We start from the raw sequence: 26,367 nt of genomic DNA, 5'->3' as shown, positions 1-26,367 counted from the left end.
CATGTCGGGCAAACAGCCGGTCGAGGTTCTGCTACGCCCAGCGGTGGAGCTATACACCGTCGCGGCGTGTGCAGGCGCCGCGTTTCTGTGCCTGGTGGCCCCATGGTCGCTCGCGCTGAGCCCGGCCATGGGCATCGGCAGCGCCTTGGCGTTCGGCGCCTACGGCGCGATCCGCTACCGCGATGCCCGCATCATCCTGCGCTACCGGCGCAACATCCGCCGTCTGCCGCGTTACGTGATGACCAGCAAGGACGTGCCGGTCAGCCAGCAGCGCCTATTCGTGGGGCGCGGCTTTCTCTGGGAGCAGAAGCACACGCATCGGCTGATGCAGACGTACCGGCCCGAGTTCCGCCGCTACGTCGAGCCGACGCCGGCCTACCGGCTGACCAGGCGCCTGGAGGAACGGCTGGAGTTCGCGCCATTGCCGCTCTCGCGCCTGCCGAAGCTCACCGGCTGGGACGCGCCTTTCAACCCCGTGCGCCCGTTGCCGCCTGTCGGCGGCCTGCCAAGGCTGCACGGCATCGAGCCCGACGAAGTGGACGTCAGCCTGCCGCTGGGCGAGCGCGTCGGGCACTCGCTGGTGCTGGGCACCACGCGGGTGGGCAAGACGCGCCTGGCCGAGTTGTTCGTCACGCAGGACATCCGCCGCAGGAATGCTGCCGGCGAGCATGAGGTCGTCATCGTCATCGACCCCAAGGGGGATGCCGATCTCTTGAAACGGATGTACGTCGAAGCCCAGCGCGCTGGCCGCGAAGGCGAGTTCTACATCTTCCACTTGGGCTGGCCGGAAATCAGCGCCCGCTACAACGCCGTGGGCCGCTTCGGTCGGATCTCGGAAGTGGCGACACGCATCGCGGGGCAGCTCTCCGGCGAAGGCAACAGCGCGGCGTTCCGCGAGTTCGCATGGCGCTTCGTGAACATCATCGCCCGCGCCCTGGTGGAACTGGGGCAGCGCCCGGACTACATGCTGATCCAGCGCCACGTCATCAACATCGACGCGCTGTTCATTGAGTACGCCCAGCACTACTTTGCCAAGACGGAGCCCAAGGCCTGGGAGGTGATCGTCCAGATCGAGGCCAAGCTCAACGAGAAGAACATCCCAAGGAACATGATCGGGCGCGAGAAGCGTGTGGTGGCGCTGGAGCAATACCTCTCCCAGGCGCGCAACTACGACCCTGTGCTCGATGGCCTGCGCTCGGCGGTGCGCTACGACAAGACCTACTTCGACAAGATCGTTGCATCGCTGCTGCCGCTGCTGGAAAAACTCACGAGCGGCAAGATCGCCCAGCTCCTGGCGCCGAACTACTCCGACCTGGCCGACCCGCGCCCGATCTTCGACTGGATGCAGGTGATCAGGAAGCGCGCCGTCGTCTATGTCGGCTTGGACGCGCTGTCCGATGCGGAGGTCGCCGCAGCGGTCGGCAACTCGATGTTCAGCGATCTCGTCTCGGTGGCTGGGCACATCTACAAGCACGGAATCGACGATGGCCTGCCGGGCGCATCGGCTGGTGCGCGCGTGCCGATCAACGTGCATGCGGACGAGTTCAATGAATTGATGGGTGACGAGTTCATTCCGCTCATCAACAAGGGCGGTGGCGCGGGCCTGCAAGTCACCGCCTACACGCAAACGCTTTCGGACATCGAGGCCCGCATCGGCAACCGCGCGAAGGCCGGCCAAGTGATCGGGAATTTCAACAATTTATTCATGTTGCGCGTGCGCGAGACGGCCACCGCGGAACTGCTGACGAGGCAGTTGCCGAAGGTCGAGGTCTATACGACCACCATCGTCTCGGGCGCGACGGACAGCTCAGACATCCGCGGCGCGACGGACTTCACGTCGAACACCCAGGACCGCATCAGCATGGCCAGCGTGCCGATGATCGAGCCGTCACACGTCGTCGGTCTGCCCAAGGGCCAATGCTTCGCGCTGCTGCAGGGCGGCCAGCTTTGGAAGGTGCGCATGCCGCTTCCGGCGCCAGACCCCGATGAAGTGATGCCGACGGACTTGCAGCAACTGGCCGGGTATATGCGCCAGAGCTACAGCGAGGCCACGCAGTGGTGGGAGTTCACCAGTTCCGCAGCCTTGCCGCATGCAGCCTTGCCCGACGACCTGCTGGATGACGCCGCTCCAGCCGAGCCTGACGCGGTGGCCACCGGCGCCGACGACAGCACCGGCGAGGCCGCACCATGAAGGATGCCGCCTCGACCGCGCAGCGGGAGCAGAACCAGCGCCAGGGGCTGATCGTCGGCACCATCACCTTGCCGTTCCGGCTGCTCGGGGTGCTCATCGGCTCGCTGCTGTTCTCGATCGTGGTGGAGTGCGTCGGCATGCACCTGTTCTGGAAGGACCAGGGCTGGCGCCACTCCCAGCAGATGCTGCAGTACGAACTCGGGCACCTGTCCAACCACTTCACGCGCAGCGTGGTGGTGCAGGAGCCCGGGCGCACGGCGCACGAGCTGGTGGATACCGGGTACGAGTGGGTGTTCGTGCGCTCGGGGTTGCTGGAGCGCATGAGCCAGACCGCCGAGCGCGCCCGCGCGGCCAGCCACGGGCAGAGCCGCAACTTCCGCTACTACATCAGCCAAGTCTATGTCTGGGCCGAAAGCTACCTGATCGCTGCGGCCTTCACGACGCTCACCTTCCTGGTGCGCCTGCTGGTCCTGGTACTCACGCTGCCGCTGATCCTCACTGCAGCATTCGTCGGCCTGATCGACGGCCTGGTGCGACGGGATGTGCGCCGGTTCGGCGCGGGCCGCGAATCCGGCTTCATCTACCACCGCGCGAAGGCCAGCCTGATGCCGTTGGCCGTGCTGCCTTGGGTCACCTATCTCGCACTGCCCATAGCGGTGCATCCTCTGGTCATCCTGCTGCCCAGCGCGGCGTTGCTGGGGATGGCAGTCAGCCTGACCGCAGGCAGCTTCAAGAAGTACTTATGAGGTGACACGGGCGGCACTGCTCTGCAAAGCCGTGTGCCGTTCATCGGTTCTGCAGGGTATCAAGAGCAGCATCCAACGCCGTAACCGCCTCGACGACCGTTCTTACCGTCGCCCGATCGAACTCATGATCGCGCTGAGCGTCGTGCACACCGCTATTGAGGTAACCCCATTCAATACTCGTACCGCTGACATTGAGCAGCCTGACCAACGCCCCTACGGCATCCGGCGCACCCGCATGTTGCGCCGCGATACGCTCGACGGCCGACCGCAACTTGGTGCATTTATTGTTCAGCTCCCAAGGCGCGCGGGGCCCGCTCAGCTTGATGTCGATCCGGCCGTCCGCCCGCCGACCCAGCCACGTCCACAGGCGGTCCGTCAGACTCTCCAGCGCCGGCCGGGCCTGGCGCAGTGCCTCGCGTTTCTCGTCAGCCGCCAACGCCTGCTGGGCCAGAAGAACATAGTTCTTCGCTGGCGGGTCGCTGTCGACCCGCAGTTCGTGCTCTCCCTGATGCGGGAGAAACTTGTAGCGCTTGATGGCCGCGGCGCGGCGCACGCCCAACTCCTGCTGGATGCGGTGCAGGAACTCCTCTGCGTGCGAGGTGAGGATAACCTGCTTGCCGTGGAGCAAACCGTCCTCGAAGAAGGTACGCCAGATGCCATCGCGATGGTCGTCGTCTATCGCATTGACGACGTCATCGAAGATGACCACGGGGCAGCCCTGCGCGAGGTTCTTGGCAAGCAGAATCGCCAGACCCAAGCATTTGATGTGCCCTTCGCTGAAGACGATCAACGCGTCGTAGCGCACGCCCGGCTCGCCGGCGAACTCCACCTCGATCTTGCCGTTCTCGGCCACGGGCAACCACAGCGCGTGCAGCAGATCGCCGGGCGGATCGGCCCGGTTGAATGCGTTGTAGAGATGGCGGGCTTGGTCTCCCAGCCCCTGTAGCAGAACCCCCGGCAGAGCGGTCAGGTATGCCTGAATCTCGGGTAGGAAGCCGTCGTAGGCGGCCTTGACCCGCTGATGGTGCACCACCACCGGCATTTCGTCCGTGGCCGCCTGGATCAGGCCGCGGTTCGCGTCGTCGAATTGGGCCACGGTTTGGCGGGCGGCCGCCAGCTCCTGATCCGCAGTCGTGCGCATGGTCCGCAGCCGTTCGATCTCCAGCTGATGCTGTTGCAGGCGGTCCCGCTCCTGGGCCATCGCGCCGCGCTGGGCATGCACGTCGCGCGCCTGCGCGTCGAAGCCTTCGATGATCTGTGCGATCCGTAAGAGGGCTTGCCAGGCGCGCTGGTCCCCATTCACCCAGCCGCCGAGCCAATTGCCCGCCGACGTGGGAGGCAGCAGTGGCAGGCCCGCGGCCTGCGATTCGGCAGGACAAGCGACCCCAGCCGCCGCCACCACGCGGCGCATTTCGTCCCACAGCGCTCGGACCGCCTCGCTCAACTGCGTCCGATGCCCGGCCTCTTGCTGCTGCAGGACGGCCAGTTGCGCGAGCTGCTCCAGGCCCATTCGCGCCCTGGCGAACGGGTCCTGTGCCACAGCGGCCAGTCCGGTTCCACATGCCGGACACGCGGTCGCCCCGTCCGCCAACGCTTGCACGGCCTCGTAGAGCTTCGCGTACGACACCTCGCCCGCGCGGGCCGCGAGTTGCGCGGAAGACGCTTGCCACAGTCCCTGGACGCGGTAGGCCTCTGCCAGCAACGCTTGCAGGCGGGCCTGGGTCACCTCGTGAATGGCAGGCGGGTTGGCGTCCAGCTGAGCCTGGACATACGGTAGCCGTCCTTGCTGCTGCGGCGTACCCAGCAGCCAGTCCACGCAGGCTTGATAGGTCGCGCCAGGTGACATGCGCTGCGCCAAAGCTTGTTCCAGGCCCTCGACCGCTGCGATCTTCTGCGGGTAGGCGGCGATGGTCTGTTCGGAGTTCGCCAACCGCAGGCGACGCTGCGCCAGCTGCGCCGCCTGCACGCCGGCAAGCATCAGGTCCTGATCGAGCGAGGGGTTGAAGCCGCGCACGAACTCGCTGAACTGGTCCACGCCGAACAGGGTGGCGATGAGCTGGCGCTGATCGCTCGGGGTCCGCGCGGCGATTCGGGCGAAATCGTCGAGGCGGTTCTTCTCGATGAAGCAGAAGCGATACTCAGCTTCGTCGGGCTGGACGGCCTGCGCTTCGCCCGCCGCCGTAGACGACAGGACTGGCGCGACGTGGCGGCGCAGGCGAGCGTTGTTGCAGTACGTCCGCTGGTCGACCCGCTTGGCCTGCGCTTCGCTGATCGAACCGAGCATCGCCACTTCCAAGGCTTCGCAGAAGCTGCTCTTGCCGGTGCCGTTGGCACCGTAGACCAAGGTGATGTCATGGCTGAGGTCGAACGTCTCCTGCCGCATGAATCCTCGAAACGGCCCGACTTCGAGCTGGTGCAGTCGCCCGAGCGCCGGCCCGTTTTCGGGGCCGCGCGCGTCCCCGTCGTAGGCGACAGGCATCTGCGCCAGATGCGCGATGGCCAGCGGCGCCAAGCGCGTGGAGCGCCCCCGGCGTGCAGCACCGACCTCGGCCAGTGGCTGCAGGTGATCGAGCACCAGGTGCGCCAGCCGGCGCACGTCGTCGTGCACGTGCCGCTGCGCCAAGTGCGCCAGGAACCGGTGGTACTCCGAACGTATGCTTGCCACAGCGCCCCCTCACTTGGTCAACCACTGACCGTAAGCCTCCACATCGATCATGGGGACCGTTCCACTGAACTGAAGCTGCGCGATCAGCTTGAAAAGAAACGCGGTCGCCGGCTTGTTTTCGTTGGTGTAGCTGTACGCGCCGCTGGCTTGGTCATAGAAAAAGTGCCCGTGGGCGGCAACGCATCCGATGTCCAGACGCCCCTCGGTGAGGTTTGCGTTCAGCGCCTTGTCCATGGATGGACCCAATGCAGGACTCCATTCGCTCTCGAAGGTGAGCAAGCCACCCAGAATCGGAATCAACGGCTTCGCTGGGTAGGTCCCGCCAGCGTGCGGGATCGGCAGGCTCGTGCGGTGCAGCCTGCGCACACTGGCGACCTTCTCCTGGGCATAGGCCACAAGCCCCGCGTCAGCCGTCTGCTTGGCCTCGAAAACGGCGTACACGCTTTCGGCTGGAATGATCGTCTCGTTCTCGTAGGTGAAGATAAAAGGCGAATATTGCCGATCAAACACCACCACATCGATCTGCTGGCTGAAGTTCCCCAGGCTGTCCACCACATGCGCCTTGGCCGCCTGGTACCGTTTGGGCAGATAGGTATCCAGCATGTCGATCCAGACGTTCTCGCTCGCATCCCCCTTCGTACCCGGGTGACCGAAGGTCTTGCGTACTACGGACAAGCGCTGCTGGATGTCCTCATGCAGGGACGACAGGAGCTGGGAAAGCGACCACTGGGACATGCTGTACCTCGATGGGACGTGTATGGAAGCCGATGGAATCAGGACAGTGGGAACTTGGGGCCAAACAGTGCGCGCCAGGCGCGAAGCGCTTCGATATTGCGACCACGACGCGCGTGGTCGATGGCGATGCTTGCGTCTTGGCTCGCCTGGAACAGCAGCTGCTGCGCGCGCTGCTTGCGCGCGGCATCCATATCGTTGCTGATCGCCGGGCCAAGTCCGGCGGGATCCGGCCACTCGTCATGAACTCGATCGGCAAGCGTGGCAAAGAACGACTGGATCTCGCGATCGAACGATCCTCCCCAGCCGCCGTAAAGACACTCAAGGGCCATTACCTCGATCAGGAACGAGGGCTTCACCGGCTTCAGATCGCCGTGCTTGGGATTGTTGTTCCAGTACTTCACCATGCGCACGAGACCTTTCCACTCATTGCCATAGGCTTGGTGCGCTGCGGTCGCCTTGTCCTTATGGATCTCCGGGTCCGTCTTGATCCACTTTCCGGACGCCGTATCGGGGATCTCATACTGGTCGCCGGTATCGAATGCGGGCACCGCATCCACGCTGACCACCCGGTAGTCCGTGTTGTCCTCCGCGTCGATGTGAACACCGAAATCCACGTTGATCGAGCGCGCCTGTTTGCGCACGGCCGCCGAACCGTATTTCTCCACCAATGCAGAGTGGAAATCATCCAGCACTACCGATGCGGCCTTGCCGTGGTAATGCTTCTCCGAGTCCTTCAGCACGAAGAAGATGTCGATATCCTTGAGCGGCTTCGTCTTCGTGTATCGAGCATAGGAACCGGTCAGGAAGCTGCGCGCAATGCCGAACTTGGTCTGCAGGTAGTCCCGCACTTCGTTCTGGCGTTGCGAGGCATTCTTCTGTTCGCGTTCGTTGAGTTCCAGACGCGACTTGAACTTGCGAAAAGCTTCATCGATCGACAGCATCAGCGTTGCCTCCAATATCCGGCCTGACCCGCCAGGCCGCTGTGTTCGACAGTCGAGCCTAGGCTCTGCTTGACCATTCCATCCGTCGAGCGATAACTTCCTTTGCTCCATCCCTCCACATCAGGTCGCCCTGGCTTTGTATCGAGCATTAACTTGTACTTGGCCTGCGATGGCAGCAGCCCAGCTTTCTTGATCGCGTACTTCAACTGCTCGGTATCTGTCCAGAAGCTGCCGTCGCCATCGGACCACCCATACACGATGTCGATATCCCATCGGGTCACGAGCTTGTCGGTTGCCGGGTTGTAGATCTCCAGAATCACCTTGCGCAGATCACCGGTCCCGAGCCACGTCTTGATGGCTCGGGTATTGCTCTCCCAGCGATCCGCAAAGTGCTCAGGGTCCAGCCCACTGAGCAGGATGATGTCTTTCAAGCTCTTGAGGATGTTGTCGGTCACATAGGTAACCGAGTGCGTGTACGAGTAGGTGGCGACGGTGCTCATGACTTGAGGAAACCTCCGAGGTCGAGCGACAGCGCTTGCCCAGCATCGGCCTGCGCCTGCGTGGCAATTCCTTGGCTCAAGTCCCGTGCAATGATGCGAGAACTGTGCTTTTTGAGCGCGCTTTGCACCCAGCCGAGCTGCTCCTTCGGACACGGCAGCGAGACTCCCCAGTCTCCCTTCAACGGCTCGAACCCCAAGACTTCTTCGTTGGCATCATCACCATAGATCGCGTCTTCGTCGAAGAGGCAGTAGATCCTGGTCCGTGGTCCATCGCATGTCGCAACGATGGGCGCGCTCTTGGGTGCCTGGTCGGCGATCAAGCTGGCGGCCACGCCCGTCACGGCCCTGAGTTCAGAGCGAGCCGTGCCGTCCTTGCCCTGAGTGAGCAGTTCGACAATGGCATCCCATGTCTGCAACGCATCGCGGTGCGGCGAGCTGCGAAACGTCCGGCTGACAACGGTGGTCATTTTTGCTTCCCTCCTTGAAGGCGCATTTGCTTTGCCTGTCGTATCGCACTGCGCAAGTGCTCTACGGAAAGCTTGTTCGGATCGATAGCCACTTGCGGGTCGGCCGCGAGGGCGTTGGCTACGACCTTGCGAATGGCCCGACCATCCAATCCGACGCACTCGCCAGCGCACGCGTCGAACTGGTGAGCCGAGGAAAGCTTGCCAATCCCCGGAAATGTCTTTGCCAGGCCATTCAGGCAGTCCACTAGGATCTGCTTGCAGGCATCCTTGCCGGGCAGTGGCACCTCCATCACCATGTCGCAACGAGATAGGAAGGCACTGTCGACGGCCTGTGGGAAGTTGCTGGTGGCCACGAACAGCAGATGCGGGTTGCGTTCGGCCAACATGTCCAACTGCACCAACACCGCGTCGGTGGCCCGGTGCACATCAACCGGGTTGGCTTCCAGGCTGAGCTTCGCTCGATCAGCCGCAAGCGTTTCGACCTCGTCCAGAAGGACGATCGTCGGGCCCGCCGCTGCGGATTCTGCGATCGATTGCGAGAACAGGTCTGCCACGGCGCGTTGAGTCTTTCCCATTGCAGAGCTCGTCAGCGTGTGAGGCTCCACTTCCAGCAATCGAAACTTCGCAGAAGAAAAAGATTCGGCCACACGATGCGCCAAGCCCCGTGCCAAGGAGGTCTTCCCAGTCCCCGGCGGGCCGACCAACAAGATCACGCCGTGCAGGGGGAGTACCGTGCGCTCCACCTTGGGGCGCACCGTGAAGTTGACGATCGCTTGTGACAGCAACTGTTTTTTGATGGCTTCGTCCATCACGATCGAATCCCACAAGTCACCCAGCGACTTATCCGGCAGCTTCCAGCTTCGATGGATGCCTTTCGGCAAAGTGGCGTCTGATGAAGGATTCTTGGTCATCCGTGGCTCTCGGCGGGTCAGAGAATGGTGCGATAGGTCGCCAGCACCTTGGTCGTTTGCACAAGGCCTTGGCGCAGCAGGATTTCGAGATAGCGGTCCACATCGATCGGCGGATGCTTGAGTTGGGCACGCTGGCGCTGCGCAGCCGACACTACGGCGGCCGCATCCAGATCCAGCAGGTTGTCCACAAACTCATCGGGGTGCTGCGATTCGATGCCGTACGGAGCCAGCAGATCGTTCGGGAAATCACGTTCGTTGAACGTCACAATCACGCTCGCACCGCAGCGAATCGCCGCAGCCAGGACGTGCCGATCGTTCGGATCGGGTAATGTCAGGCCTGCCACGAGCGCTTCGTAGCCCTCCACCAAGCCGTCCGGAATGGCCCTGTCCATGAGATCCGACGTCCTGTCGACCTGAACCCGGGTGAGATCGGGGCGGTTGATCAACAGATTGCGTTTCCACTCCTCATGAATGGCTTGGCTCCACCGCGCCCGGAAGCGGCCAGACAGGCCGAGCCACATCAGGAAATCCCGCAGTGGCGCGGGATATAGAACGCACGCGTCGTAGACGGCGGTGAATGGGGAATGCCTCATTCGTATCCCATTCCCAACTCTTGCGACTGCTGAGCGAGTTCGGCCATCGCCTGCTCACTGGCGCGCTCGCGCGCTTCCTTGTACTGCATCAGATCGGCGAACCTCACCCTGCGGTGCTTGCCGGTGCGATGAAATGCCAACACCCCATCTTCTAGCAGCTTGACGAAATGGGGACGGGACACGTTGAGCAAGTCCGCCGCCTCTTGGGTCGTCAGCTCTGCATGGACGGGCACCACCTTTACTGCATTGCCATCGGCCAACTCGGCCAGGATGTCGACCAGCAGGCGTAAAGCCGAGGTAGGCAGTTCCACCTGATGAGCCTGTTTGTGGTCATCAAAGATCTGGATGTGCTGCGTCTCGAACTGGGTTGCGAGGTAAGCCGCCAAGGCACGTTGACCCTGGACGGCTGCCTTAACCTCTCCCGCGGCGGGAAGGGTCATCTTGGATTGGGCAGTGGCGGTGGTCATGGGTAGCTCCTAAGCGAAAACGGTTGCAGAGCCGATCATATTCGAAACACTCGAAAAACGCAATAATCGAAACTCCACCCGGGCTTTTGTAGGTTCGCTCGCGGTATGCCCAATCCGGTCGTCCGCCAGTTCCTATTGTTTGCGGCCTAAAACAGCCCTGATCTCCACGATCACCCCATTGCTGATCACACAGGAATGGCGCGATGGTGGCTTCGATCTGGCTGCGCGCCGCGCATCGCGGCGTGCCCACTTTTCTCGTGACGGCCCTCCTGCTGGGTCAGTCCCAGATGGCCTTGGCCGAGTCTCCGGCACAGCGCCAGGAGCTGGTCGCCGCACTGCGCCAGCTCGACGCGCTGGAGCGCACCGTCGCGGACAGCGCCGCGCATGCCCCCATCCAGCCGGGCGAGCGCTACCACTTCGACTACCCGCGGCTGCTGGCTGACCTGGCGCGCGTTCGCGCCGGCATCCAGTTTCACCTGACGCCATCGCGCGCTCAGCCGCGCGACCCCTCCGAACTGGCCGGCGACTACCGCACCGAGCGGGCGGCCGAGCCGCTGCCGGCGACGACTGCGGGGGGCAAGCAATGAACGGCGCCCAGGTCTCGGCATTTCAAGCCAACAGCGGCATCGCGCCTTCCGCAATGGCGACCGTCCTGGTCGGCGTCGTGTTCGCGGTCCTGCTCGTGTGGGGCGTCTGGGCCATCCGAACGGCCTACGTGGGGTGGTCCGAGAGCCGCCTCAACCAGCGCCAGTTCCTCGGCGTCTGCATCCGCTTCGTCGCGATGTACCTCGTCCTGAGTTTCTTCCTTCTGTCCTGACCTGAAAGGCCCGACCATGCACAACCGCATCCTCACTTCCCGTCTCGCCCAGCGCGCCGCCATGGCCCTGGGCGCCGCCGCGCTGCCCGCGCTGTCGTTCGCGCAAGGCCTGCCGCAGTTGGAGAACCCGACGCGCGGCACCGGCAACGGCATCATGGAGACGATCCGCAACTACGGCTACGACATCATCATGCTCGTGGCCCTGCTGGTGGTGGCGTCGATGTTCATCGGCGTCTGCTACCACGCCTACGGAACCTACGCGGAGATCCACACCGGCCGCAAGACGTGGGGCCAATTCGGCCTCACGGTCGCCATCGGCGCCGTGTTGCTCGTGATCGGCATCTGGCTGCTCACCGAAGCCACGGGCATCCTGTAAGGCGAGGCCGGTATGTCCGAGCAGCAGCACGTCCGTGCGGACGGGACGGTCACGTTCCTTCCGCACCGGCTCAACCGCCATCCCGTTGTCGTGCGCGGCCTCACCGCCGACGAGCTGTGGATCTGCTGCGGCCTGTCCGGCGCCGCCGGCCTGCTGGTCGGCGCGCCGCTTTCGTGGGTGTTCCGCACGATCGCCATCGCACCGACGTTCGTTGTCCTGGGCGTGGCCTTGGGCGTGTTCATCGGCGGCGGCATCCTGCGCCGCCTCAAGCGTGGGCGCCCCGACACCTGGCTTTATCGGCAGTTGCAGTGGCGCATCGCAACGGGCCATCCGCTGATGGCCGGCTGGGTGGGCGGCCACGTGCTGATCTCGCGCTCGGGCTTCTGGTCCACCCGCAGGAGCATGCGATGAGTCGCTTCAAGAACGAGATCGCCCACCTGCAGGCGCACATCAAGACCTTGCGCCTGGGCGCGGGCGCGCTGGTCATTGTCGCCCTGGTCATGGGCGGCGGCTGGTGGAGCGCGCCGCGCGACCTGACCATCCACGTCCCGCCCGACCTGCGCTCTGGCAGTACCCGCAAGTGGTGGGAAGTGCCGCCCGAATCGGTCTATGCGTTCACGTTCTACGTGTTCCAGACGCTGAACCGCTGGCCGACCAATGGCGAAGAAGACTACTCGCGCAACCTCCACACGCTCTCGCCGTACCTCACCCCGTCCTGCCAGGCCTTCCTTCGCGCGGACTACGACTACCGCCGCTCCACCGGCGAGCTACGCCAGCGCGTGCGCGGCATCTACGAGATTCCCGGCCGCGGCTATGGCGACGACCCCACGGCGCGCGTGCGCACCGTGTCCGATCGCGACTGGGTGGTGACGCTGGACATCACGGCGGACGAGTACTACGGCGCCGAGCAGGTCAAGCGCGCCCTGGTGCGTTATCCGATCAAGGTCACGCGGGTGGACGTCGATCCCGCCCGCAACCCGTTCGGCCTGGCGCTGGACTGCTACGAAGGCGCGCCCCAGCGCATCAGTGCACCGGAGCCGGCGCGCCCGGCGTCGAGTGGCCTGTCTCCGCAAGCGCCTCAAGGAGGAAACACCCCATGAAGCATCCTGTACTCGCGCTGCTGGGGCTACTGGCCGTGGCCGCGGCACCCGTCGCCCAGGCGGTGGAGATCCTGCGTTGGGAACGCATGCCACTGGCAGTGCCGCTGAAGGTCGGTCAGGAACGCATCGTGTTCATCGACCGGAACGTGCGCGTGGGCGTGCCCGCGGGCGTGGGCGAACGCCTGCGCGTGCAGAGTGCGGGTGGCGCGGTGTACCTGCGCGCCAGCGAGCCGATCGAGCCCACGCGGTTGCAACTGCAGGACGCCGACACGGGCGCGCTGATCCTGCTGGACATCGCAGCCGAACCGCCCAAGGACGGGGAAGCCGAGCTGGAGCCGGTGCGCATCGTCGAGGGTGACAGCGCACCGGGACGCTATGGCGAGCAGGCCGACAGTGCCGAGGCCCCGGCACGCGCCCAGGGCCAGGCAGGTGCGCGGACCGCGCGGCGCGAAACTCCGGTCCCTGTCGTGCTGACGCGCTTCGCCGCGCAGAACCTCTACGCACCGCTGCGCACCGTCGAGCCGCTTCCGGGCGTCATGCGGGTCAACCTGCCCCGCGACCTCGACCTGGACACACTGATGCCAACGCTGCCGGTGCGCGCGGTCGCGCTCGCGTCGTGGCGCCTGGAAGACCAATGGGTGACTGCCGTGCGCCTTACCAACACCGGCGCCGACTGGGTCGCGCTCGACCCGCGCGTGCTGCAAGGCGATTTCCTCACCGCCACCTTCCAGCACGAGGCGCTGGGCCCGCGCGGCACGCCCGAGGACACGACCGTCCTCTACCTGGTCACGGGCGGCCGCGGCCTCGCGCAGTCGCTGCTGCCGGCGATTCACCGCTTCGACCCTGCCGTGCATCTGCCGCAGCCGGACGGCGACGAGAACGCCAAGGAGGCCCGCCATGCGCAGTAACGGCCTGCTCAAGTGGCTGATGATCCCTGTCGCCATCCTGGTGCTGTTCGTCGGTATCCGGCTGTTCTCGGGTGGAGGCAGCACGGCGCCACCCGCGGCGGACAACGGCGCCCAGCTCACGCCCGAGGAAATGAAGGCGCTGGGCATCGAAGGCGACACCCCGCGCGACACCGTGGCGACGCTCGTTGCCCAAGTGAAGCAGTTGCGCACCGAGCTTCAGACCGCGCTCTCGGACAACAAGTCGCAGCGTGAAGAGAACCAGCGACTGCGCCAGCGCGAGAACTCCATCGACCAGCGCATCAACTCGGCGCTCGAATCCGAGCGGTCCAACCTGCGCCGCGACCAGGAGCAGGCGGCCAGCGCGCGCCAGCAGACCGAAGGGCTGCTCGCCGACCTGCAGCGGCGCCTGGACAGCATCGGCGGGCGCGGCGGCGGCCATGCGGACCTGCCCGTGGGCCTGGGGCTGCAGGGCGGCGACGAGGCCGGCATGGAGGGCGGCGTGCGGTGGGTCGAGCCGGACGACGCAAAGCCCGCCGAGGGGCGCAACGGCGGTCGTGGCGCGAGCGGCGGAATGAGCTTCCCCACGAGCTTCGGCCCGGCGCAGAGCACGCTCGAAACCACCGCGGAAACCGTGGCCAACGCGGGCGCCCGCGCCTCTGGGGTCAAGAGTGCCAAGCCGGTCTATACCGTGCCGACCAACTCCACGCTCATGGGTTCGGTCGCCATGACCGCGCTGATCGGCCGCGTGCCGATCGACGGCACGGTCAACGATCCCTATCCGTTCAAAGTCCTGGTCGGGCCGGACAACCTGACCGCCAATGGCATCGACATTCCCGACGTGGCCGGCGCCGTGTTCAGCGGCACCGCATCGGGCGACTGGACGCTTTCGTGCGTGCGCGGCCAGGTGCGCAGCATCACGTTCGTCTTCAACGACGGCACGATCCGCACGATCCCCGAAGACCGCGAGGGCAACCAGCAGAACAACCAGCAACGCGACGGCTTGGGCTGGATCAGCGACCCGCACGGCATCCCCTGCGTCAGCGGCGAGCGGCGCAGCAACGCCCAGCAGTACCTCGGCTCGCAGGCCCTGATCACCGCGGCCGGTGCCGGCGTGGCCTCGCTCATCGAGAGCGACAGCGGCCGCATGTCCTATGTCGGCTCGGACGGCTCCATCGGCACCGTGGGCATCACCGGCCAGGAAGCGGTCGGCCAGATTCTCGCGGGCGGTGTCCGGGACATGTCGGCCTGGGTCAACAAGCTCTACGGCCAGGCGTTCGCCGCCGTCTATGTGCAGCCCGGCGCCAAGGTCGCCGTCCACCTCGAAAAACCGCTCGCCATCGACTTCGATCCCGAAGGCCGCAAGGTCGATCACCGCGCAGGAGAAAGCCATGCTCTCGAACTCGATTAAGGGCCTGGTGCTGGCCCTCGCCGTCGCGGTGCTCGGCGGCTGCGCCACCAGCAAGGAAAAGCTGCTGACCCACGGTGACCGCACGATGATGGACATCTGGCAGCAGGAGGCCGGCGACGGCGGTGGCGCAGCCGGACGGAACGCCGGCCGCCAGCTGCTCGATGCGCGCCAGAGCCTGCGTCGGCCCCTGACCGACGCCGACGTGCAGGCCGCACCTGTCGAGCAGATGCGCTACACGCGCACCGCGCGCAATGAGGTCCACCGCCAGTTCCAGCGCCTGCCCAATCCCGATCTCGTGATGTACGTGTACCCGCATCTGGCCGGCACCGATCCCGTGCCGGTGCCCGGCTACACGACCGTCTTCCCGCTCTACCAGCGCATCCAGTACGCGATGCCGGGCGAGCGCGTGGAGGACTACTGATGCGGTGGAAACTCCCATGGCCGAAGCTGGCCGGCGCCGGCTCCAGTAGCCCGGCTAGCGATGAGCAGCCGGACAGCTGGCAGCGCCACGTCGAGGCCTTGCGCCAGGCCGGCATCCCCGAACCCGGTTCGGCAGTCCACGGCCGCAAGCCAGCGACCGTGGCCGACGAGCAGGCGCTGTACGACGTTGCGCCGTCCTTCGTGGAACTGCTGCCCTGGGTGGAGTTCTTGCCCGGGTCGAAATCGATGCTCCTGGAGGATGGCCAATCGGTGGCGGCGTTCTACGAACTGGTGCCGCTGGGCACCGAAGGCCGGGAACCCGGCTGGCTCGCGCATGCCCGCGACGCCCTGGAAAACGCGCTTCAGGACAGTTTCGATGAACTGGACGAGAACCCGTGGGTGCTCCAGCTCTATGCCCAGGACGAACCGAGCTTCGACCAGTACATGCAGACCTTGCGCGATTACGTGCAGCCACGTGCGCGCGGCTCGGCGTTCACCGAGTTCTACTTGCGCTTCTTCGGCCACCACCTGCGCGCTGTGGCCAAGCCCGGCGGCCTGTTCGAGGACACGGTGGTTACGCGGCTGCGCTGGCGCGGGCAGACGCGGCGTGTGCGCATGGTGGTGTACCGCCGCGCGAGCGGACAGGGACAGGCAAACCGCCGCGGCCAGACACCCGAGCAGATGCTGGGCATCGTCTGCGACCGCCTATGCGGCGGCCTGGCGAACGCCGGCATCCAGGCCCGGCGCATGGTTGCAGCGGACGTTCACGACTGGCTGCTGCGATGGTTCAACCCGCGCCCCACGCTGCTCGGCCCTGGGGTGGAGGACCGGGAGCGCTTCTACGCGTTGGCGCGCTATCCGGACAGTACCGAGGAAAGCGAGGCCGGCGAGATCGAGTTGGCGAGCGGGCGGGATTTCAGCCAGCGGCTGTTCTTTGGGCAGCCGCGCTCGGACGTGGCGCAAGGGGCCTGGTACTTCGACGGCATGCCGCACCGCGTGCTGATCACCGACCGGCTGCGCATGCCGCCCGGCACCGGGCACCTGACCGGCGAGACCCGCAAGGGAGACGCGATCAACACGCTATTCGATCAGATGCCCGAGGACACCTTGATGTGTCTCACCATGGTGGCCACGCCGCAGGACGTCCTCGAATCGGACCTCAACCATCTGGCGAAGAAAGCTGTGGGCGAGACGCTGGCGTCGGAGCAGACGCTCAAGGACGTGCATGAAGCCCGCTCCCTGATCGGCAGCGCGCACAAGCTCTACCGGGGCACTCTGGCGTTCTACCTACGCGGGCGCGACGAGGCGGAACTGGATCGGCGCGGCCTGGACCTCGCGAACGTGATGCTCAACGCCGGCCTGCAGCCGGTGCGCGAGGACGACGAGGTGGCGCCGCTCAACAGCTACCTGCGCTGGCTGCCGTGCTGCTACAACCCCGGCAAGGACCGGCGCCGGTGGTACACGCAACTGATGTTCGCCCAGCACGCGGCGAACCTGTCGCCGGTGTGGGGCCGCGCCCAGGGCACGGGGCACCCCGGCATCACGATGTTCAATCGCGGAGGCGGCCCGATTACGTTTGACCCCTTGAACAGGTTGGATCGGCAGATGAATGCCCATCTGTTCCTGTTCGGTCCCACGGGCTCGGGCAAGAGCGCCACGCTCAACAACCTGCTGAACCAGGTCACCGCGATCTATCGGCCGCGCCTCTTCATCGTGGAAGCCGGCAACAGCTTCGGCTTGTTCAGCGACTTCGCCAGGCGCCTGGGGCTGACCGTGAACCGGGTCAAGCTGGCACCCGGCTCGGGCATCAGCCTGGCGCCGTTCGCCGACGCACGCCGGCTGATCGAAACGCCCAGCGACGTGCAGACGCTCGATGCCGATGCACTGGACGAAGACCTGCCACCGGATGCCTCGGCCATGGAGGCGGACGAGCAGCGCGACGTGCTGGGCGAGCTGGAGATCACGGCACGGCTGATGATCACGGGCGGCGAAGACAAGGAAGAAGCGCGGATGACGCGGGCCGACCGCTCGCTGATCCGCCAGTGCATCCTCGACGCGGCCGAACATTGCGTGGCAGAGAAGCGCACTGTGCTCACGCGCGATGTGCGCAATGCGCTGCGCACCCGCGGCCAGGACCCGACGTTGCCCGAGATGCGGCGCGTGCGGCTGCTGGAGATGGCGGACGCGATGGACATGTTCTGCCAAGGCACGGACGGCGAGATGTTCGACCGCGACGGCACGCCGTGGCCCGAGGCCGACATCACGCTGGTCGATCTGGCGACCTACGCCCGCGAGGGCTACAACGCGCAGCTCTCGATCGCGTACATCAGCCTCATCAGCACGGTGAACAACATCGCGGAGCGTGACCAGTATCTCGGCCGCCCGATCATCAACGTGACCGACGAAGGCCACGTGATCACCAAGAACCCGCTGCTCGCGCCGTATACCGTGAAAATTACAAAAATGTGGCGCAAGCTGGGGGCCTGGTACTGGCTAGCTACACAAAATATTGACGACCTACCGCGCGCCGCGGAGCCGATGCTCAACATGATCGAGTGGTGGATCTGCCTGTCGATGCCCCCCGATGAAGTGGAGAAGATCGCGCGGTTCCGCGAACTGAGCCAAGCGCAGAAAGCGCTGATGCTCTCGGCACGCAAGGAAGCGGGCAAGTTCACCGAGGGCGTCATCCTCTCCAAGAGCATGGAGGTGCTCTTCCGCGCCGTGCCGCCGAGCCTGTATCTCGCGCTCGCGCAGACCGAACCCGAAGAGAAGGCCGAGCGCTACCAGCTCATGCAGCAGCACGGCGTCAGCGAGTTGGATGCCGCCTTCAAGGTGGCCGAGAAGATCGACCGGGCACGCGGCATCGAGTCGCCGGCCCTGGACCTGCCCTGAATCTGCCGTACACCGGAGAACGCCATGGAACAGAAACGCCCATCCATTCCGATGCAGGTCCAGGCGTTCCGTCGTCGGCGCTGGCAGTTCCGCTGGCCCTGGGCATTGGCCGCGGTGCTGGTTGCGCTGCTGCTGATCTGGCTCGTGTCACGTTCGCCAGGCGGGTCCACACCTCAGACTTCGGCGCCAGTCAGCGACACGCAGGTGGCTGGGCCTCCGTGGCAGATGGGCAATCCGGAAGGGCGTTTCACGCTGACGCTCTACGCGGACCTCGAATGCCCGTTCTGCCGGTCCTATTTTCCAGTGCTCAAGCGTTGGGTGGCCGGCAATGCGGACGTGACCTTGCAATGGCACCACCTGCCGTTGGCCGCGCATGAGCCAGCCGCGTCCGCCGAAGCGCGCCTGGCGGAATGCGCGGGCGAAGCCGGCAGCCATGCCGCCTTTTGGCAGGCCGTCGAATGGGTCTATGCCCACACGCGGAGCGACGGCCAGGGCTTGCCTGAAGGGCTGCGCTACCCCGACCTCACTCCAGCGATCGAGCAGTGTCTGGCGAGCGAGCGGCCCGATGCACCGATCCGCGCCCAGACGGCGGAAGCCACGAACAGCGGCGTGATCGCCACGCCATCGCTGCGGCTGCACGATCGCGAAACCGGCAAGGCGATCCTGCTGCAGGGCCCGATCGAGGGCGATGCCTTGCTGTCGGCCATGGACATGCTCGCGGCCGGCGATCCCGCCGCCATACCCACATCGGAAATGCCTGCCGACGTCGTCGGCGACATGCCCAGGTAGCCCCGGTCTTCAAGGCTACGGCGCAGTCCGCTGCGCTGACCGCAACCCGTTCGCCTCGCATCCTGGCCGCGAACGATCACCGCCACCGCGGTGATGGATGCACCTTGTTCGTTCCCCAGGAGGGCTTGCCCTCCCCGGGCGCGCGCCCTCCGATCTCACCATTTGGAGGTTCGCCATGTCTTTCGTCGTCAATGACTCCTGCCTGGAGTCGCTTTCCGCCATCGCTGCCCAGCACGAGGACTGGATCATCCAGCAAGCCATTGCGCTGCTGGAGAAGCGGGTTTTCAAAGCGGGTCCGAAACTCCTCGACCCCACGGCCGTGCGCGACTACCTGCGCGTGAAGCTGGTGGCCGAGCCCAACGAAATATTCGTCGCTGTGTTCCTGGACAGCATGCACCAGGTACTGGCCTACGAGCCGCTGTTCAGGGGCACGATCAACGCGACTTCGGTCTATCCGCGTGTCGTTGTGCAGCGTGTTCTGCAGTTGAATGCGGCCGCGGTGGTCTTCGCGCACCAGCACCCCTCGGGCATTTCCGAGCCGTCGAGCGCGGATCGCATGCTGACCCAGCAACTGCAGGCCGCGCTGGCGCTCATCGATGTGCGGGTACTGGACCACATCATCGTCGGCCAGGGTGCCCCGTTCTCCTTTGCGGAGTCCGGCCTGCTGTAAGGGTTGTACTGCTTCGTTGATCAGCGCGGAGGCTTCGGCCTCCGCATTTTTCTGCGCGGCGACACAAGCAGGTATGCGGGGTGGCCGCGATGCGCATTGTTTGTTGGGGCCGCATGGGGTTCGGCGTTTGACTATGGCCCTGATCAACTTCCGGGGTGCAAGACATGCCAGGAGCTTTTACCCGGTTCGCACCAGGCTGGCGAACCCTTGGCCTGGCCATCGTGCTGCCGGCGTCGTTCGCGGCATTCAGCCCGGCCGCGTTCGCCGCCGACGTGGTGGTCGTCACCGACAGCCGCCACCCGGTCAAGACCATGGGCGGCGAGCGGCTGATCGAGCTGGACCGGGCATCCGGGCTCGAAGCAGAGCTTTCCGCAGATCTGCCAGCCGACCCCGAGCGCGCAGCAGCCATCGTCCGGCAACGCCTGAACCAAGGCGGCACCGACCTTCAGCGCCGCATTGGCACCGCCTACCAGGGCATCACCGACGCATGGAGTTTGGGTGTCACGACCATCCCGGCCGTCGTGGTGGACCAACGCTATGTGGTCTATGGCGAGCCTGACGTGGCCCGGGCCGTGTCCTGCATCGAGCAGCACCGGAGGAGGCAACCGTGACCTATCGCCCATTCGACCTGCTGCGCCGCCTGCGCGTCGCCGTGGCCTCGCTGCTGCTGGTCAGCGCCACGGGCAGCTACGCCCTGAACACCGTCACCATCGTGTCCTCCGTCATGTCGCCGGACTGCCTGGAGTACCGGGTGGTGGGCATCTGCTACTGGCTGTATTGCACCTATGGCGGCTGCTCGGTGCGCACGTCCACCAAGGTCCGGCACTACGTCCCCGATGCGGTCGTCTCCAGCTACAGCAACACCGGAGAGAACCCCTGGGTCGAAGTGCGAGCGATGAGCATGCCGAACGCCTCGGCCCAGGCAGGCGGCGACGGCACCACCAACGAAGACCACGAAAACAACCTCGCCAAATTCAAGAACGCCGATGTCATCGGCCATCCCGGCGGCGAGGTGTTCAACCAGTTCGCCTCGTCCTCGGGCTATTTTTGCCAAGGCGCGGGAACGGCCTTCATGCCGTATCTGCTCAGCACCTTGGACACGCTGGCCTGGCGCTACAACGTGCCCGAGATGGCCTACCCGGAGGCGCTGATCCCGGGCCGGCGCGAGGTCGGTGCGCGCACCACGATGAACCTCTGGGGCAATGTCTATCCGCGCGGCGGCTTCCTGCACCAGACCGACGACCACAAATCCGGGGCGGTCGTGGCTCAGCGCGCCGGTGACGTCGTCACGCGGCGCGGGCAGTTGCACGTGTACCAGCCGCTGCTCGCCAACGCGCGTGATGGCTACTGGCCGGCCGGCGCGCTGATGGAAGGTGATGCCTCGACCGGCAAGTGGCAGGAACTGACGCCGCGCCTGTCGAACACCTGCGTGGTGTTCCCCCACAGCGGCACGCTGACCCAAGCCCAGCAAGGCGACTACGCGTGGGCGCTGTGGCGTCCGTATGCGTGCTGCGAACGCCGGGGCCAGGTGTTCCTCGGCAGCGTCGATTTCCTCTGAGGTGCCACGATGAAGCGTCCTGAACCGAAGAACCTGTCCACCAAGGCGTGCCGCCTGCTGCGCCCGACGGCACTGGCCGGCACGCTCGCCCTGGTCTGCGGCCTGGCGTGGGCACAGGTCGGATACCAGAACAGCGGCCCCGTCATTGGCGATGACGTCATGTACTCGATCGGCGGCGGCAGCGCGGTGTCCATGGGCCGCGCGGCCGGCATGCGCTCCATCGGGGTCGGTGTGGGGTGGAACAGCAACCTGATCTGCGGCGACATGAGCATCCAGACCACGCTGCGCAATCAGCTCAACGGCATCACGAACGGCTTTCAGCAGATCATGAGCAACGTAATCCAGAGCGCCACCAGCGCGGTAGCGTCCCTGCCGGCGCTGATCATTCAGCGCGCCGATCCGGGCCTGTACAACCTGCTGACCAACGGCGTGCTGCAGGCGCGGCTGGACTTCGACCGCTCCAAGCTGACGTGCCGCGCCATGGCGGAGAAGATGGCCGAGACAGCGGGTGGCCAGCTTGGCTGGAGCCAGATGGCCGAAGGCATGGCCTTGCGTGACGCGGTTGGCAGCAACGATGCCGTGTCGGCCGTCGAGCAGGCCGAGACGCGCCGCGGCAACGACGGCGTGCCCTGGGTGGGTGGCAGCAATGCTGGTGGCGCAGGCCAGTCCGCCATCCGGGTGGTCGGCGACGTCACCCGCGCGGGCTACAACCTGGTCAACGGTCGTGGCGTGACGGACACATCCTCCATCGCGTCCGCCAGTTGTGCGAGCCTGTCCTGCCAGACCTGGACGTCGCCGCAGCAGGCGACCGAATGGGCCACGCGGGTCCTCGGAGAGCAGGTGCAGCGCACCTGCGACTCCTGCACCAAGACCGAGACGGTGCCCGGCGTCGGGCTGACGCCGCTGATCCAGGAAGAGTACGAGGCGAAGCTGGAGGTCCTTCAGGAGCTGGTTTCCGGCACGCGCACTACCACCTTTGAGAACCTGCGCGAGGCTGGCAGCACGTCGCTGCCAATCACGCGTGGCGTGATCGAGGCGCTGCGCGACGAGCCGGACCAGGACCTTCTGGCGCGGCGCCTCGCGTCGGAGGTGGCGCTGTCGTCGGTGCTGGAAAAAGCGCTGCTGCTCCAGCGCACGCTGCTCACGGGCAAGAAGGAGCCCAACGTCGCAGCCAACGAACTCGCGGTCAAGGCCGTGAACCACGAGAGCGACACGCTCGACCGGGAGATCCGCAACCTGAAGACGGAGCTGGAGCTTCGGCGCGAGCTGGCAAACAACTCACCGATGGCCATCATCCAGCGGCACGGTACGCGCGCGGCAGGCTCGCGCGGCATCTACGAGGGTGATCCGGTACCCGACCGCCTCGACCAGTTGCAGAAGGGCAATCCAGGAGCCAGGCCATGAGCGCGGCGCGCATGACTTGGCGCCCCTTGCGCTGGCTGTTCAGCCGGCGCGCGGCGAAGGCGCTGCTGTGGACGGTGCTGATCGTTGCCGCCGCGGTCGCGGCCAACATCGCCGGCATCTACCTGGTCGGCAGCGTTGCCGGCTGGGAGCGGTGGCTCGCCGCCGCTGCGGGTTACTTATTCGTGTGGCGGCTGTGTCTATACGGGGCGACGGTGTACGGGTGGATCTGGATGCGCCGCCGGCTGCTGGTACGTGAGGACGACGCCCAGGCGCGGCACCGCCTGGTGCGCACCGAGATCGCAGGCGTCGTCGCCATCGTGGCGCTGGAAGCCAGCCTGTTGATGCAGGGCTGAGAGGAGATTCGGGCCATGACTCTGTTCACGACCGACTACCTGGAGTATTACCTTACGCTGGTGTCCTGGATCGTCAACAACGGCATCTGGGCCGTGCTGGTATCCAGCGGCGTCTTCGCGCTGCCTTTCGTGGCGATCATCGTGCAGGAGTGGTTGAAGGCCCGTGCAGAAGGCGCCGACGAGGGCAATAAAGGCGTGCTGAGCGCCGCCCGCATCGAGAACCGGGTCTTCGTCGCCATCGTGGTGGTGATGTTCGCGGGCATCCCGTTCATCGACGTGGACCTCAACACCATCCAGTACGACAGCTCGCGCTCGGCGCAATGCCAGGTCAGTGTGCCGCAGCCCTCGAATACCGGCTGGTCGCAATCTTTCAGCACCATCAACAACCAGTCGGCGAAGGTGCCGGTGTGGTGGGCGTTCATGCACGCGCTCTCGCGCGCCGTCACGGGCGCTTCAGTGGCAGCGATCCCGTGCGGCACGGACCTGCGGCAGATGCGCATGGAGATCGACGCGACTCGCATTGACGACCCAGTGTTGGCTCAGGAAGTAGCGGATTTCTCGCGGGATTGCTATGGGGCTGCGCGGGCGAAATTGTTCATGCAGCGGCCTCAACTCGATGAGCAGCAGCTGCACGACGTAACCTGGATCGGCTCACGCTTCTTCACGGACACGAACGGCTACTACGACACATACCGTTCCAGCACCCCGCGCGAGGACTGGCCCTATGACAGCACGCGCGACGCAGGGCTTGCGCAGGTGGCCAGCGGCGGCGGCTATCCGACCTGCAGGCAATGGTGGGCCGATGGCAGCAATGGACTGCGGGCACGCTTGCTGGGTCAGGTGGACCCGAGCCTGCTCAATCGCCTGGCGGGCTGGGCTGGCTTCCTGAGCCGTGCCGAGGTGGACGATTCGGTGATCCGCGCGATCGCGTCACCGCGACAGCAGAAGCTGAACCAAGGCAGCGTCTATACGGACTACGGTGGCCAGATCGAAATGACCGACCCAAACATCATCACCCGGGCGGCGGCCGACGTAGGACTGGCGGTAGGCTCGCTGGGCTACTTCCCCTCCATGGATGCAATGCGCCAGGCTCTTCCGATGGTGCTGGCGCTCTTGAAGATGGCGCTGGTTGTCTGCATTCCGGTGGTGCTCATGGTTAGCACCTACAACCTGAAAACACTCGTGACGGTCAGCGTGGTGCAGTTTGCGCTGTTCTTCGTGGATTTCTGGTTCCAACTCGCGCGCTGGATCGACAGCACCATTCTGGACGCGCTCTACGGATGGGGCTGGGGATGGAACCGGCCGCATACGAATTTCGATCCGGTCATGGGCCTCAACAATGCCTTCGGAGACATGCTGTTGAATTTCGTCATGGCGACGATGTTCATCGTGCTGCCCTTGTTCTGGGTAACCGCCTTGGGATGGGCGGGCTACGCCGTGGGGGGCATGTTGCAAGGGCTTGCTGCTGGTACGGCAGGCGCCAAAGCGGCCGGCGGCAAAGCCGCCGACATGGCCTTTGGCGGCGCTATGAAGTGGGCATCGACACCCAGCAAGAGGAAGTAGTGCCTTGCTTCTTCGCTAGGTCTCATCAGATGGATCATGTGAATCTATCCGATACTCATCGTGGGTATAGAGGCCAAAACCGGCGTGCCCGTGCCGCCACTCTGGTTCGGGCGGCTCCCATTCGACGGTATCGTGCCCCCGGGCCACAAACACCAGCGCGACCAGCAGCAACGCCAGCCAGAAAGCAACGTAGAGCAGCAGCCCCAGGACAGCCAGTTTGCCGGCCCACAGCAGCGCGGCGGCGGCAGCCAACGGCACACCCTTGGACACCAACCAGTTCGACGCCCGACGTTCGCTGCGCGCATAGGCGCGCCACCCGCGGCCAAGGGCGCGGCCGAGGCGTTCCGCAGTGCTGATGCGGGTCGTGGTGCTCATGGTCGTCTCCTGCTACTGAGGGATGCCTATTCCAATTTGGTCCATTTCATTCTGCTGCGGGCTTCAAAGTGCTTCATGACGCTTCGTCATCCGGTTCCACCGGGCCGGGGTCAGGCTCCACGTCGACGCGATACGTGGCAACGAAGTGCGGCCAGTCCACATGGTCCACCAGGTCGATGTCATCGACAACGCCTACCTTTGCTGCCGCACGCTCGAACAGGGCGATGCTCTTGGCGGGATAGTTGTTGCGCGACGGATAGAGCACCCCGTCGAACAGCGCTTGGCCGTCGTCTCCGAGAATTGCATGCACCTGGGCGGACACTTGCTGCGTGTGCGTGTAGTCGCGGCTGGCCAACTGCTCCAGGTTCAGGCCGAAGTAGCCCGCCATGACGCCCGGCGCCGTGAGGTCGGCCAAGAGCACATCGTCCATCACGCCTACTGCGCGCACCATCCGGGCCTGGACTTCTTTCAGCGCGATCGAGCGCTTCGTGTCCGCAAGCCACTGGTGCTTATGAAACACCGACTCCATCAGCGCCGTGGGCAGGTCGCGCCCCAGGTAGAGCACGCCGTAGGCCCGCGCCGGGTCATCGTAGCGATTGGTGCTGCTGCGGCCATAGTACAGCGGGCTGCCCCGATAGACGACGCGGCTCACATGCTGGAGCAGTTCACCGGCATCGATCAGGAACGAAGGCAGCTCGTGGCTCATGGCGATCTCGCTTCAATGCACCTGAACGCCCAGTACGTTGAACACGGCATCGGCCACGTCATCGATCGTGCTGTGCGTCACCGCATCCACCGGCGAGCGGCCGCCCAAGCCTTCGAGCGGTTCGGACAGCGCGCGGTAGATCGTCCAGGGGTCGATGCCCTCGACCTCCTGAAGCACGGTTTGGGTCAACTGCTGCTTTACCGGGTCGAGCTGCCAGTCGGGCAGCTTCTGACCGCGCGGCCCCACGTTCAGCGCCAACAGCCGACGGGCGAGGATGTCCTTGTAGATCTGCTGGCGCGACTTGTCCGCCAGCTTGGCGTACTCGGGGATCGGCAGGTTATGCGGCTGGTTGAAGGCTTCCAGCAACACGGCGCGGCCTCGCTGGACGTCGGTTTCAGTCGGTGCCCAGCGCGTTTCGGTGCGCAGCGCGGCCGCCTTGCGTGCCAGGGCCTGCCCCACCGTCTCTCCGTCCAAGTTGGCGGGCAGCTTCACCGCCTCCACGCGCTCGTGAATGAAAGCCTGCAACTCGGCCGCGAAAGCCGGCGCATCCCGGATTTCGACGGTATCCGCGAAGCGGCGCACATCCTCCACCGTGACGCGCGGCAGGCGATCGGCAATGAATTCAATGGCATTGGGCATGGTGATCTCCCAGGCAGGTTTGAGACAGGATTCACTCTAGTCTCTATTGTCGCTTTTGTCAACTTTGTCGCCTTTCGAGAACCTGCCCGGCGGAAGCGGCGTCCACTCAGCATAGAGCGCGACCAGCACCGGCTCGCCGTCCAATCCATTCCACCGAGTTCCCCATTGACGCT

Annotated in this window: 29 protein-coding genes; 18 read left to right on the top strand and 11 right to left on the bottom strand. The window is 65.3% G+C overall.

All coding sequences use genetic code 11. From position 1 onward, the window contains the following. The first annotated feature begins 1 nt into the window (after position 1). On the top strand, positions 2 to 2,191 hold the full coding sequence (gene traD, locus QRO95_RS01440) for a type IV conjugative transfer system coupling protein TraD (protein WP_004350569.1): 2,190 nt from the start codon (positions 2 to 4) through the stop codon (positions 2,189 to 2,191). Continuing rightward, positions 2,188 to 2,937, top strand: a complete 750-nt coding sequence (locus tag QRO95_RS01435) for a TIGR03747 family integrating conjugative element membrane protein (protein ID WP_003153644.1) — start codon at positions 2,188 to 2,190, stop codon at positions 2,935 to 2,937. Before traD ends, QRO95_RS01435 begins: the two co-directional genes overlap by 4 nt. A 40-nt stretch (positions 2,938 to 2,977) precedes the next feature. Here the strand turns inward: QRO95_RS01435 and QRO95_RS01430 are convergent, their stop codons facing one another. From QRO95_RS01430 to QRO95_RS01395, 8 genes are read right to left on the bottom strand one after another with little or no spacing between them, the layout of a single operon-like run. Continuing rightward, positions 2,978 to 5,602 carry an AAA family ATPase gene (locus tag QRO95_RS01430; RefSeq protein WP_003153642.1) on the bottom strand — a complete coding sequence of 875 codons (2,625 nt, stop codon included), beginning with the start codon at positions 5,600 to 5,602 and terminating at the stop codon, positions 2,978 to 2,980. A gap of 9 nt (positions 5,603 to 5,611) precedes the next feature. Further along, on the bottom strand, positions 5,612 to 6,337 hold the full coding sequence (gene nucC / locus QRO95_RS01425; RefSeq protein WP_003050273.1) for a CBASS effector endonuclease NucC: 726 nt from the start codon (positions 6,335 to 6,337) through the stop codon (positions 5,612 to 5,614). A 38-nt stretch (positions 6,338 to 6,375) separates the two neighbouring features. Beyond that, positions 6,376 to 7,278, bottom strand: coding sequence for a CBASS oligonucleotide cyclase (locus QRO95_RS01420; RefSeq protein ID WP_003153640.1), 903 nt, complete (start codon positions 7,276 to 7,278; stop codon positions 6,376 to 6,378). Further along, on the bottom strand, positions 7,278 to 7,778 hold the full coding sequence (gene cap7 / locus QRO95_RS01415; RefSeq protein WP_003090159.1) for a type III CBASS phage resistance system CD-NTase-associated protein Cap7: 501 nt from the start codon (positions 7,776 to 7,778) through the stop codon (positions 7,278 to 7,280). Before cap7 ends, QRO95_RS01420 begins: the two co-directional genes overlap by 1 nt. Continuing rightward, positions 7,775 to 8,245 carry a type III CBASS phage resistance system CD-NTase-associated protein Cap8 gene (gene cap8 / locus QRO95_RS01410; RefSeq protein ID WP_003153638.1) on the bottom strand — a complete coding sequence of 157 codons (471 nt, stop codon included), beginning with the start codon at positions 8,243 to 8,245 and terminating at the stop codon, positions 7,775 to 7,777. Before cap8 ends, cap7 begins: the two co-directional genes overlap by 4 nt. Continuing rightward, positions 8,242 to 9,156 carry an AAA family ATPase gene (locus QRO95_RS01405; protein WP_003050256.1) on the bottom strand — a complete coding sequence of 305 codons (915 nt, stop codon included), beginning with the start codon at positions 9,154 to 9,156 and terminating at the stop codon, positions 8,242 to 8,244. Before QRO95_RS01405 ends, cap8 begins: the two co-directional genes overlap by 4 nt. A 17-nt stretch (positions 9,157 to 9,173) precedes the next feature. Beyond that, the gene (locus QRO95_RS01400) at positions 9,174 to 9,749 is read right to left on the bottom strand and encodes a PIN domain-containing protein (protein WP_003153636.1); all 576 of its coding nucleotides are present in this window, start codon (positions 9,747 to 9,749) and stop codon (positions 9,174 to 9,176) included. Then, positions 9,746 to 10,216: a helix-turn-helix domain-containing protein gene (locus QRO95_RS01395; protein WP_003050245.1), complete on the bottom strand. Its 471-nt coding sequence runs from the start codon at positions 10,214 to 10,216 to the stop codon at positions 9,746 to 9,748. Before QRO95_RS01395 ends, QRO95_RS01400 begins: the two co-directional genes overlap by 4 nt. 203 nt (positions 10,217 to 10,419) lie before the next feature. Here QRO95_RS01395 and QRO95_RS01390 point away from each other — a divergent pair, with 203 nt between their 5' ends. The 16 genes from QRO95_RS01390 (at position 10,420) to QRO95_RS01315 (ending at position 24,474) form a co-directional block, all read left to right on the top strand. Next, positions 10,420 to 10,803: an RAQPRD family integrative conjugative element protein gene (locus tag QRO95_RS01390; RefSeq protein ID WP_003090167.1), complete on the top strand. Its 384-nt coding sequence runs from the start codon at positions 10,420 to 10,422 to the stop codon at positions 10,801 to 10,803. Further along, a complete protein-coding gene (locus tag QRO95_RS01385; protein WP_003050225.1) occupies positions 10,800 to 11,033 on the top strand; it encodes a TIGR03758 family integrating conjugative element protein in 234 nt (77 codons plus the stop codon). The genes QRO95_RS01390 and QRO95_RS01385 overlap by 4 nt, the downstream gene beginning before the upstream one ends. Positions 11,034 to 11,049: 16 nt before the next feature. Continuing rightward, a complete protein-coding gene (locus tag QRO95_RS01380; protein ID WP_003153634.1) occupies positions 11,050 to 11,409 on the top strand; it encodes a TIGR03745 family integrating conjugative element membrane protein in 360 nt (119 codons plus the stop codon). A gap of 12 nt (positions 11,410 to 11,421) precedes the next feature. Then, a complete protein-coding gene (locus QRO95_RS01375) occupies positions 11,422 to 11,820 on the top strand; it encodes a TIGR03750 family conjugal transfer protein (RefSeq protein WP_003153632.1) in 399 nt (132 codons plus the stop codon). Further along, a complete protein-coding gene (locus tag QRO95_RS01370) occupies positions 11,817 to 12,509 on the top strand; it encodes a PFL_4703 family integrating conjugative element protein (protein ID WP_004350603.1) in 693 nt (230 codons plus the stop codon). Before QRO95_RS01375 ends, QRO95_RS01370 begins: the two co-directional genes overlap by 4 nt. After that, complete coding sequence (locus QRO95_RS01365) at positions 12,506 to 13,417, top strand: TIGR03749 family integrating conjugative element protein (RefSeq protein WP_004350604.1); 912 nt, start codon at positions 12,506 to 12,508, stop codon at positions 13,415 to 13,417. The genes QRO95_RS01370 and QRO95_RS01365 overlap by 4 nt, the downstream gene beginning before the upstream one ends. Then, positions 13,407 to 14,825 (top strand): TIGR03752 family integrating conjugative element protein, encoded by a 1,419-nt coding sequence (locus QRO95_RS01360; RefSeq protein WP_004350605.1) that lies wholly within the window; start codon positions 13,407 to 13,409, stop codon positions 14,823 to 14,825. Before QRO95_RS01365 ends, QRO95_RS01360 begins: the two co-directional genes overlap by 11 nt. Then, positions 14,806 to 15,246, top strand: a complete 441-nt coding sequence (locus QRO95_RS01355) for a TIGR03751 family conjugal transfer lipoprotein (RefSeq protein WP_003149753.1) — start codon at positions 14,806 to 14,808, stop codon at positions 15,244 to 15,246. The genes QRO95_RS01360 and QRO95_RS01355 overlap by 20 nt, the downstream gene beginning before the upstream one ends. Then, entirely contained in the window at positions 15,246 to 18,137 is a 2,892-nt protein-coding gene (locus tag QRO95_RS01350; RefSeq protein WP_011516996.1) for a conjugative transfer ATPase, read from the top strand. Before QRO95_RS01355 ends, QRO95_RS01350 begins: the two co-directional genes overlap by 1 nt. Before the next feature lie 24 nt (positions 18,138 to 18,161). Beyond that, positions 18,162 to 18,926, top strand: a complete 765-nt coding sequence (locus QRO95_RS01345) for a thioredoxin domain-containing protein (protein ID WP_003149757.1) — start codon at positions 18,162 to 18,164, stop codon at positions 18,924 to 18,926. A gap of 175 nt (positions 18,927 to 19,101) precedes the next feature. After that, positions 19,102 to 19,596, top strand: coding sequence for a DNA repair protein RadC (gene radC / locus QRO95_RS01340; protein WP_003149760.1), 495 nt, complete (start codon positions 19,102 to 19,104; stop codon positions 19,594 to 19,596). Positions 19,597 to 19,760: 164 nt separating this feature from the next. Then, positions 19,761 to 20,207, top strand: a complete 447-nt coding sequence (locus QRO95_RS01335) for a TIGR03757 family integrating conjugative element protein (protein WP_004350615.1) — start codon at positions 19,761 to 19,763, stop codon at positions 20,205 to 20,207. After that, positions 20,204 to 21,154 carry a TIGR03756 family integrating conjugative element protein gene (locus QRO95_RS01330; protein WP_004350617.1) on the top strand — a complete coding sequence of 317 codons (951 nt, stop codon included), beginning with the start codon at positions 20,204 to 20,206 and terminating at the stop codon, positions 21,152 to 21,154. Before QRO95_RS01335 ends, QRO95_RS01330 begins: the two co-directional genes overlap by 4 nt. A gap of 9 nt (positions 21,155 to 21,163) precedes the next feature. Beyond that, the gene (locus QRO95_RS01325) at positions 21,164 to 22,558 is read left to right on the top strand and encodes an integrating conjugative element protein (RefSeq protein ID WP_003149765.1); all 1,395 of its coding nucleotides are present in this window, start codon (positions 21,164 to 21,166) and stop codon (positions 22,556 to 22,558) included. Beyond that, on the top strand, positions 22,555 to 22,911 hold the full coding sequence (locus QRO95_RS01320) for a hypothetical protein (RefSeq protein ID WP_003149767.1): 357 nt from the start codon (positions 22,555 to 22,557) through the stop codon (positions 22,909 to 22,911). The genes QRO95_RS01325 and QRO95_RS01320 overlap by 4 nt, the downstream gene beginning before the upstream one ends. A gap of 15 nt (positions 22,912 to 22,926) precedes the next feature. After that, on the top strand, positions 22,927 to 24,474 hold the full coding sequence (locus QRO95_RS01315; RefSeq protein ID WP_004350620.1) for a conjugal transfer protein TraG N-terminal domain-containing protein: 1,548 nt from the start codon (positions 22,927 to 22,929) through the stop codon (positions 24,472 to 24,474). A 15-nt stretch (positions 24,475 to 24,489) separates the two neighbouring features. Here the strand turns inward: QRO95_RS01315 and QRO95_RS01310 are convergent, their stop codons facing one another. The 3 genes from QRO95_RS01310 to QRO95_RS01300 all read right to left on the bottom strand — a co-directional run bounded on the left by QRO95_RS01310 (position 24,490) and on the right by QRO95_RS01300 (position 26,194). Continuing rightward, positions 24,490 to 24,849 (bottom strand): DUF3742 family protein, encoded by a 360-nt coding sequence (locus QRO95_RS01310; protein ID WP_003149770.1) that lies wholly within the window; start codon positions 24,847 to 24,849, stop codon positions 24,490 to 24,492. 73 nt (positions 24,850 to 24,922) lie between these two features. Beyond that, a complete protein-coding gene (locus QRO95_RS01305; RefSeq protein WP_003149772.1) occupies positions 24,923 to 25,555 on the bottom strand; it encodes an RES family NAD+ phosphorylase in 633 nt (210 codons plus the stop codon). A gap of 12 nt (positions 25,556 to 25,567) precedes the next feature. Then, a complete protein-coding gene (locus QRO95_RS01300; protein ID WP_003149774.1) occupies positions 25,568 to 26,194 on the bottom strand; it encodes a hypothetical protein in 627 nt (208 codons plus the stop codon). Positions 26,195 to 26,367: the final 173 nt, after the last annotated feature.

The sequence above is a fragment of the Stenotrophomonas maltophilia group sp. Smal13 genome, from assembly GCF_030236855.1.
Lineage (GTDB): Bacteria > Pseudomonadota > Gammaproteobacteria > Xanthomonadales > Xanthomonadaceae > Stenotrophomonas > Stenotrophomonas maltophilia_A.
The sequence above is the reverse complement of the archived record's forward strand: the minus strand, read 5'-3'. Positions and strand labels throughout refer to the sequence as shown.

Coding starts and splice junctions, on each gene's coding strand:
- QRO95_RS01420 (WP_003153640.1), bottom strand. CDS start 7,278: ATGCTGTCGATCGATGAAGCTTTTCGCAAGTTCAAGTCGCGTCTGGAA.
- QRO95_RS01305 (WP_003149772.1), bottom strand. CDS start 25,555: ATGAGCCACGAGCTGCCTTCGTTCCTGATCGATGCCGGTGAACTGCTC.
- QRO95_RS01315 (WP_004350620.1), top strand. CDS start 22,927: ATGACTCTGTTCACGACCGACTACCTGGAGTATTACCTTACGCTGGTG.
- QRO95_RS01385 (WP_003050225.1), top strand. CDS start 10,800: ATGAACGGCGCCCAGGTCTCGGCATTTCAAGCCAACAGCGGCATCGCG.
- QRO95_RS01335 (WP_004350615.1), top strand. CDS start 19,761: ATGCCAGGAGCTTTTACCCGGTTCGCACCAGGCTGGCGAACCCTTGGC.
- QRO95_RS01310 (WP_003149770.1), bottom strand. CDS start 24,849: ATGAGCACCACGACCCGCATCAGCACTGCGGAACGCCTCGGCCGCGCC.
- QRO95_RS01435 (WP_003153644.1), top strand. CDS start 2,188: ATGAAGGATGCCGCCTCGACCGCGCAGCGGGAGCAGAACCAGCGCCAG.
- QRO95_RS01325 (WP_003149765.1), top strand. CDS start 21,164: ATGAAGCGTCCTGAACCGAAGAACCTGTCCACCAAGGCGTGCCGCCTG.
- nucC (WP_003050273.1), bottom strand. CDS start 6,337: ATGTCCCAGTGGTCGCTTTCCCAGCTCCTGTCGTCCCTGCATGAGGAC.
- cap7 (WP_003090159.1), bottom strand. CDS start 7,778: ATGAGCACCGTCGCCACCTACTCGTACACGCACTCGGTTACCTATGTG.
- QRO95_RS01380 (WP_003153634.1), top strand. CDS start 11,050: ATGCACAACCGCATCCTCACTTCCCGTCTCGCCCAGCGCGCCGCCATG.
- QRO95_RS01375 (WP_003153632.1), top strand. CDS start 11,422: ATGTCCGAGCAGCAGCACGTCCGTGCGGACGGGACGGTCACGTTCCTT.
- QRO95_RS01360 (WP_004350605.1), top strand. CDS start 13,407: ATGCGCAGTAACGGCCTGCTCAAGTGGCTGATGATCCCTGTCGCCATC.
- QRO95_RS01300 (WP_003149774.1), bottom strand. CDS start 26,194: ATGCCCAATGCCATTGAATTCATTGCCGATCGCCTGCCGCGCGTCACG.
- QRO95_RS01405 (WP_003050256.1), bottom strand. CDS start 9,156: ATGACCAAGAATCCTTCATCAGACGCCACTTTGCCGAAAGGCATCCAT.
- QRO95_RS01365 (WP_004350604.1), top strand. CDS start 12,506: ATGAAGCATCCTGTACTCGCGCTGCTGGGGCTACTGGCCGTGGCCGCG.
- QRO95_RS01370 (WP_004350603.1), top strand. CDS start 11,817: ATGAGTCGCTTCAAGAACGAGATCGCCCACCTGCAGGCGCACATCAAG.
- QRO95_RS01345 (WP_003149757.1), top strand. CDS start 18,162: ATGGAACAGAAACGCCCATCCATTCCGATGCAGGTCCAGGCGTTCCGT.
- QRO95_RS01395 (WP_003050245.1), bottom strand. CDS start 10,216: ATGACCACCGCCACTGCCCAATCCAAGATGACCCTTCCCGCCGCGGGA.
- QRO95_RS01355 (WP_003149753.1), top strand. CDS start 14,806: ATGCTCTCGAACTCGATTAAGGGCCTGGTGCTGGCCCTCGCCGTCGCG.
- QRO95_RS01390 (WP_003090167.1), top strand. CDS start 10,420: ATGGTGGCTTCGATCTGGCTGCGCGCCGCGCATCGCGGCGTGCCCACT.
- traD (WP_004350569.1), top strand. CDS start 2: ATGTCGGGCAAACAGCCGGTCGAGGTTCTGCTACGCCCAGCGGTGGAG.
- QRO95_RS01400 (WP_003153636.1), bottom strand. CDS start 9,749: ATGAGGCATTCCCCATTCACCGCCGTCTACGACGCGTGCGTTCTATAT.
- QRO95_RS01320 (WP_003149767.1), top strand. CDS start 22,555: ATGAGCGCGGCGCGCATGACTTGGCGCCCCTTGCGCTGGCTGTTCAGC.
- cap8 (WP_003153638.1), bottom strand. CDS start 8,245: ATGACCACCGTTGTCAGCCGGACGTTTCGCAGCTCGCCGCACCGCGAT.
- radC (WP_003149760.1), top strand. CDS start 19,102: ATGTCTTTCGTCGTCAATGACTCCTGCCTGGAGTCGCTTTCCGCCATC.
- QRO95_RS01350 (WP_011516996.1), top strand. CDS start 15,246: ATGCGGTGGAAACTCCCATGGCCGAAGCTGGCCGGCGCCGGCTCCAGT.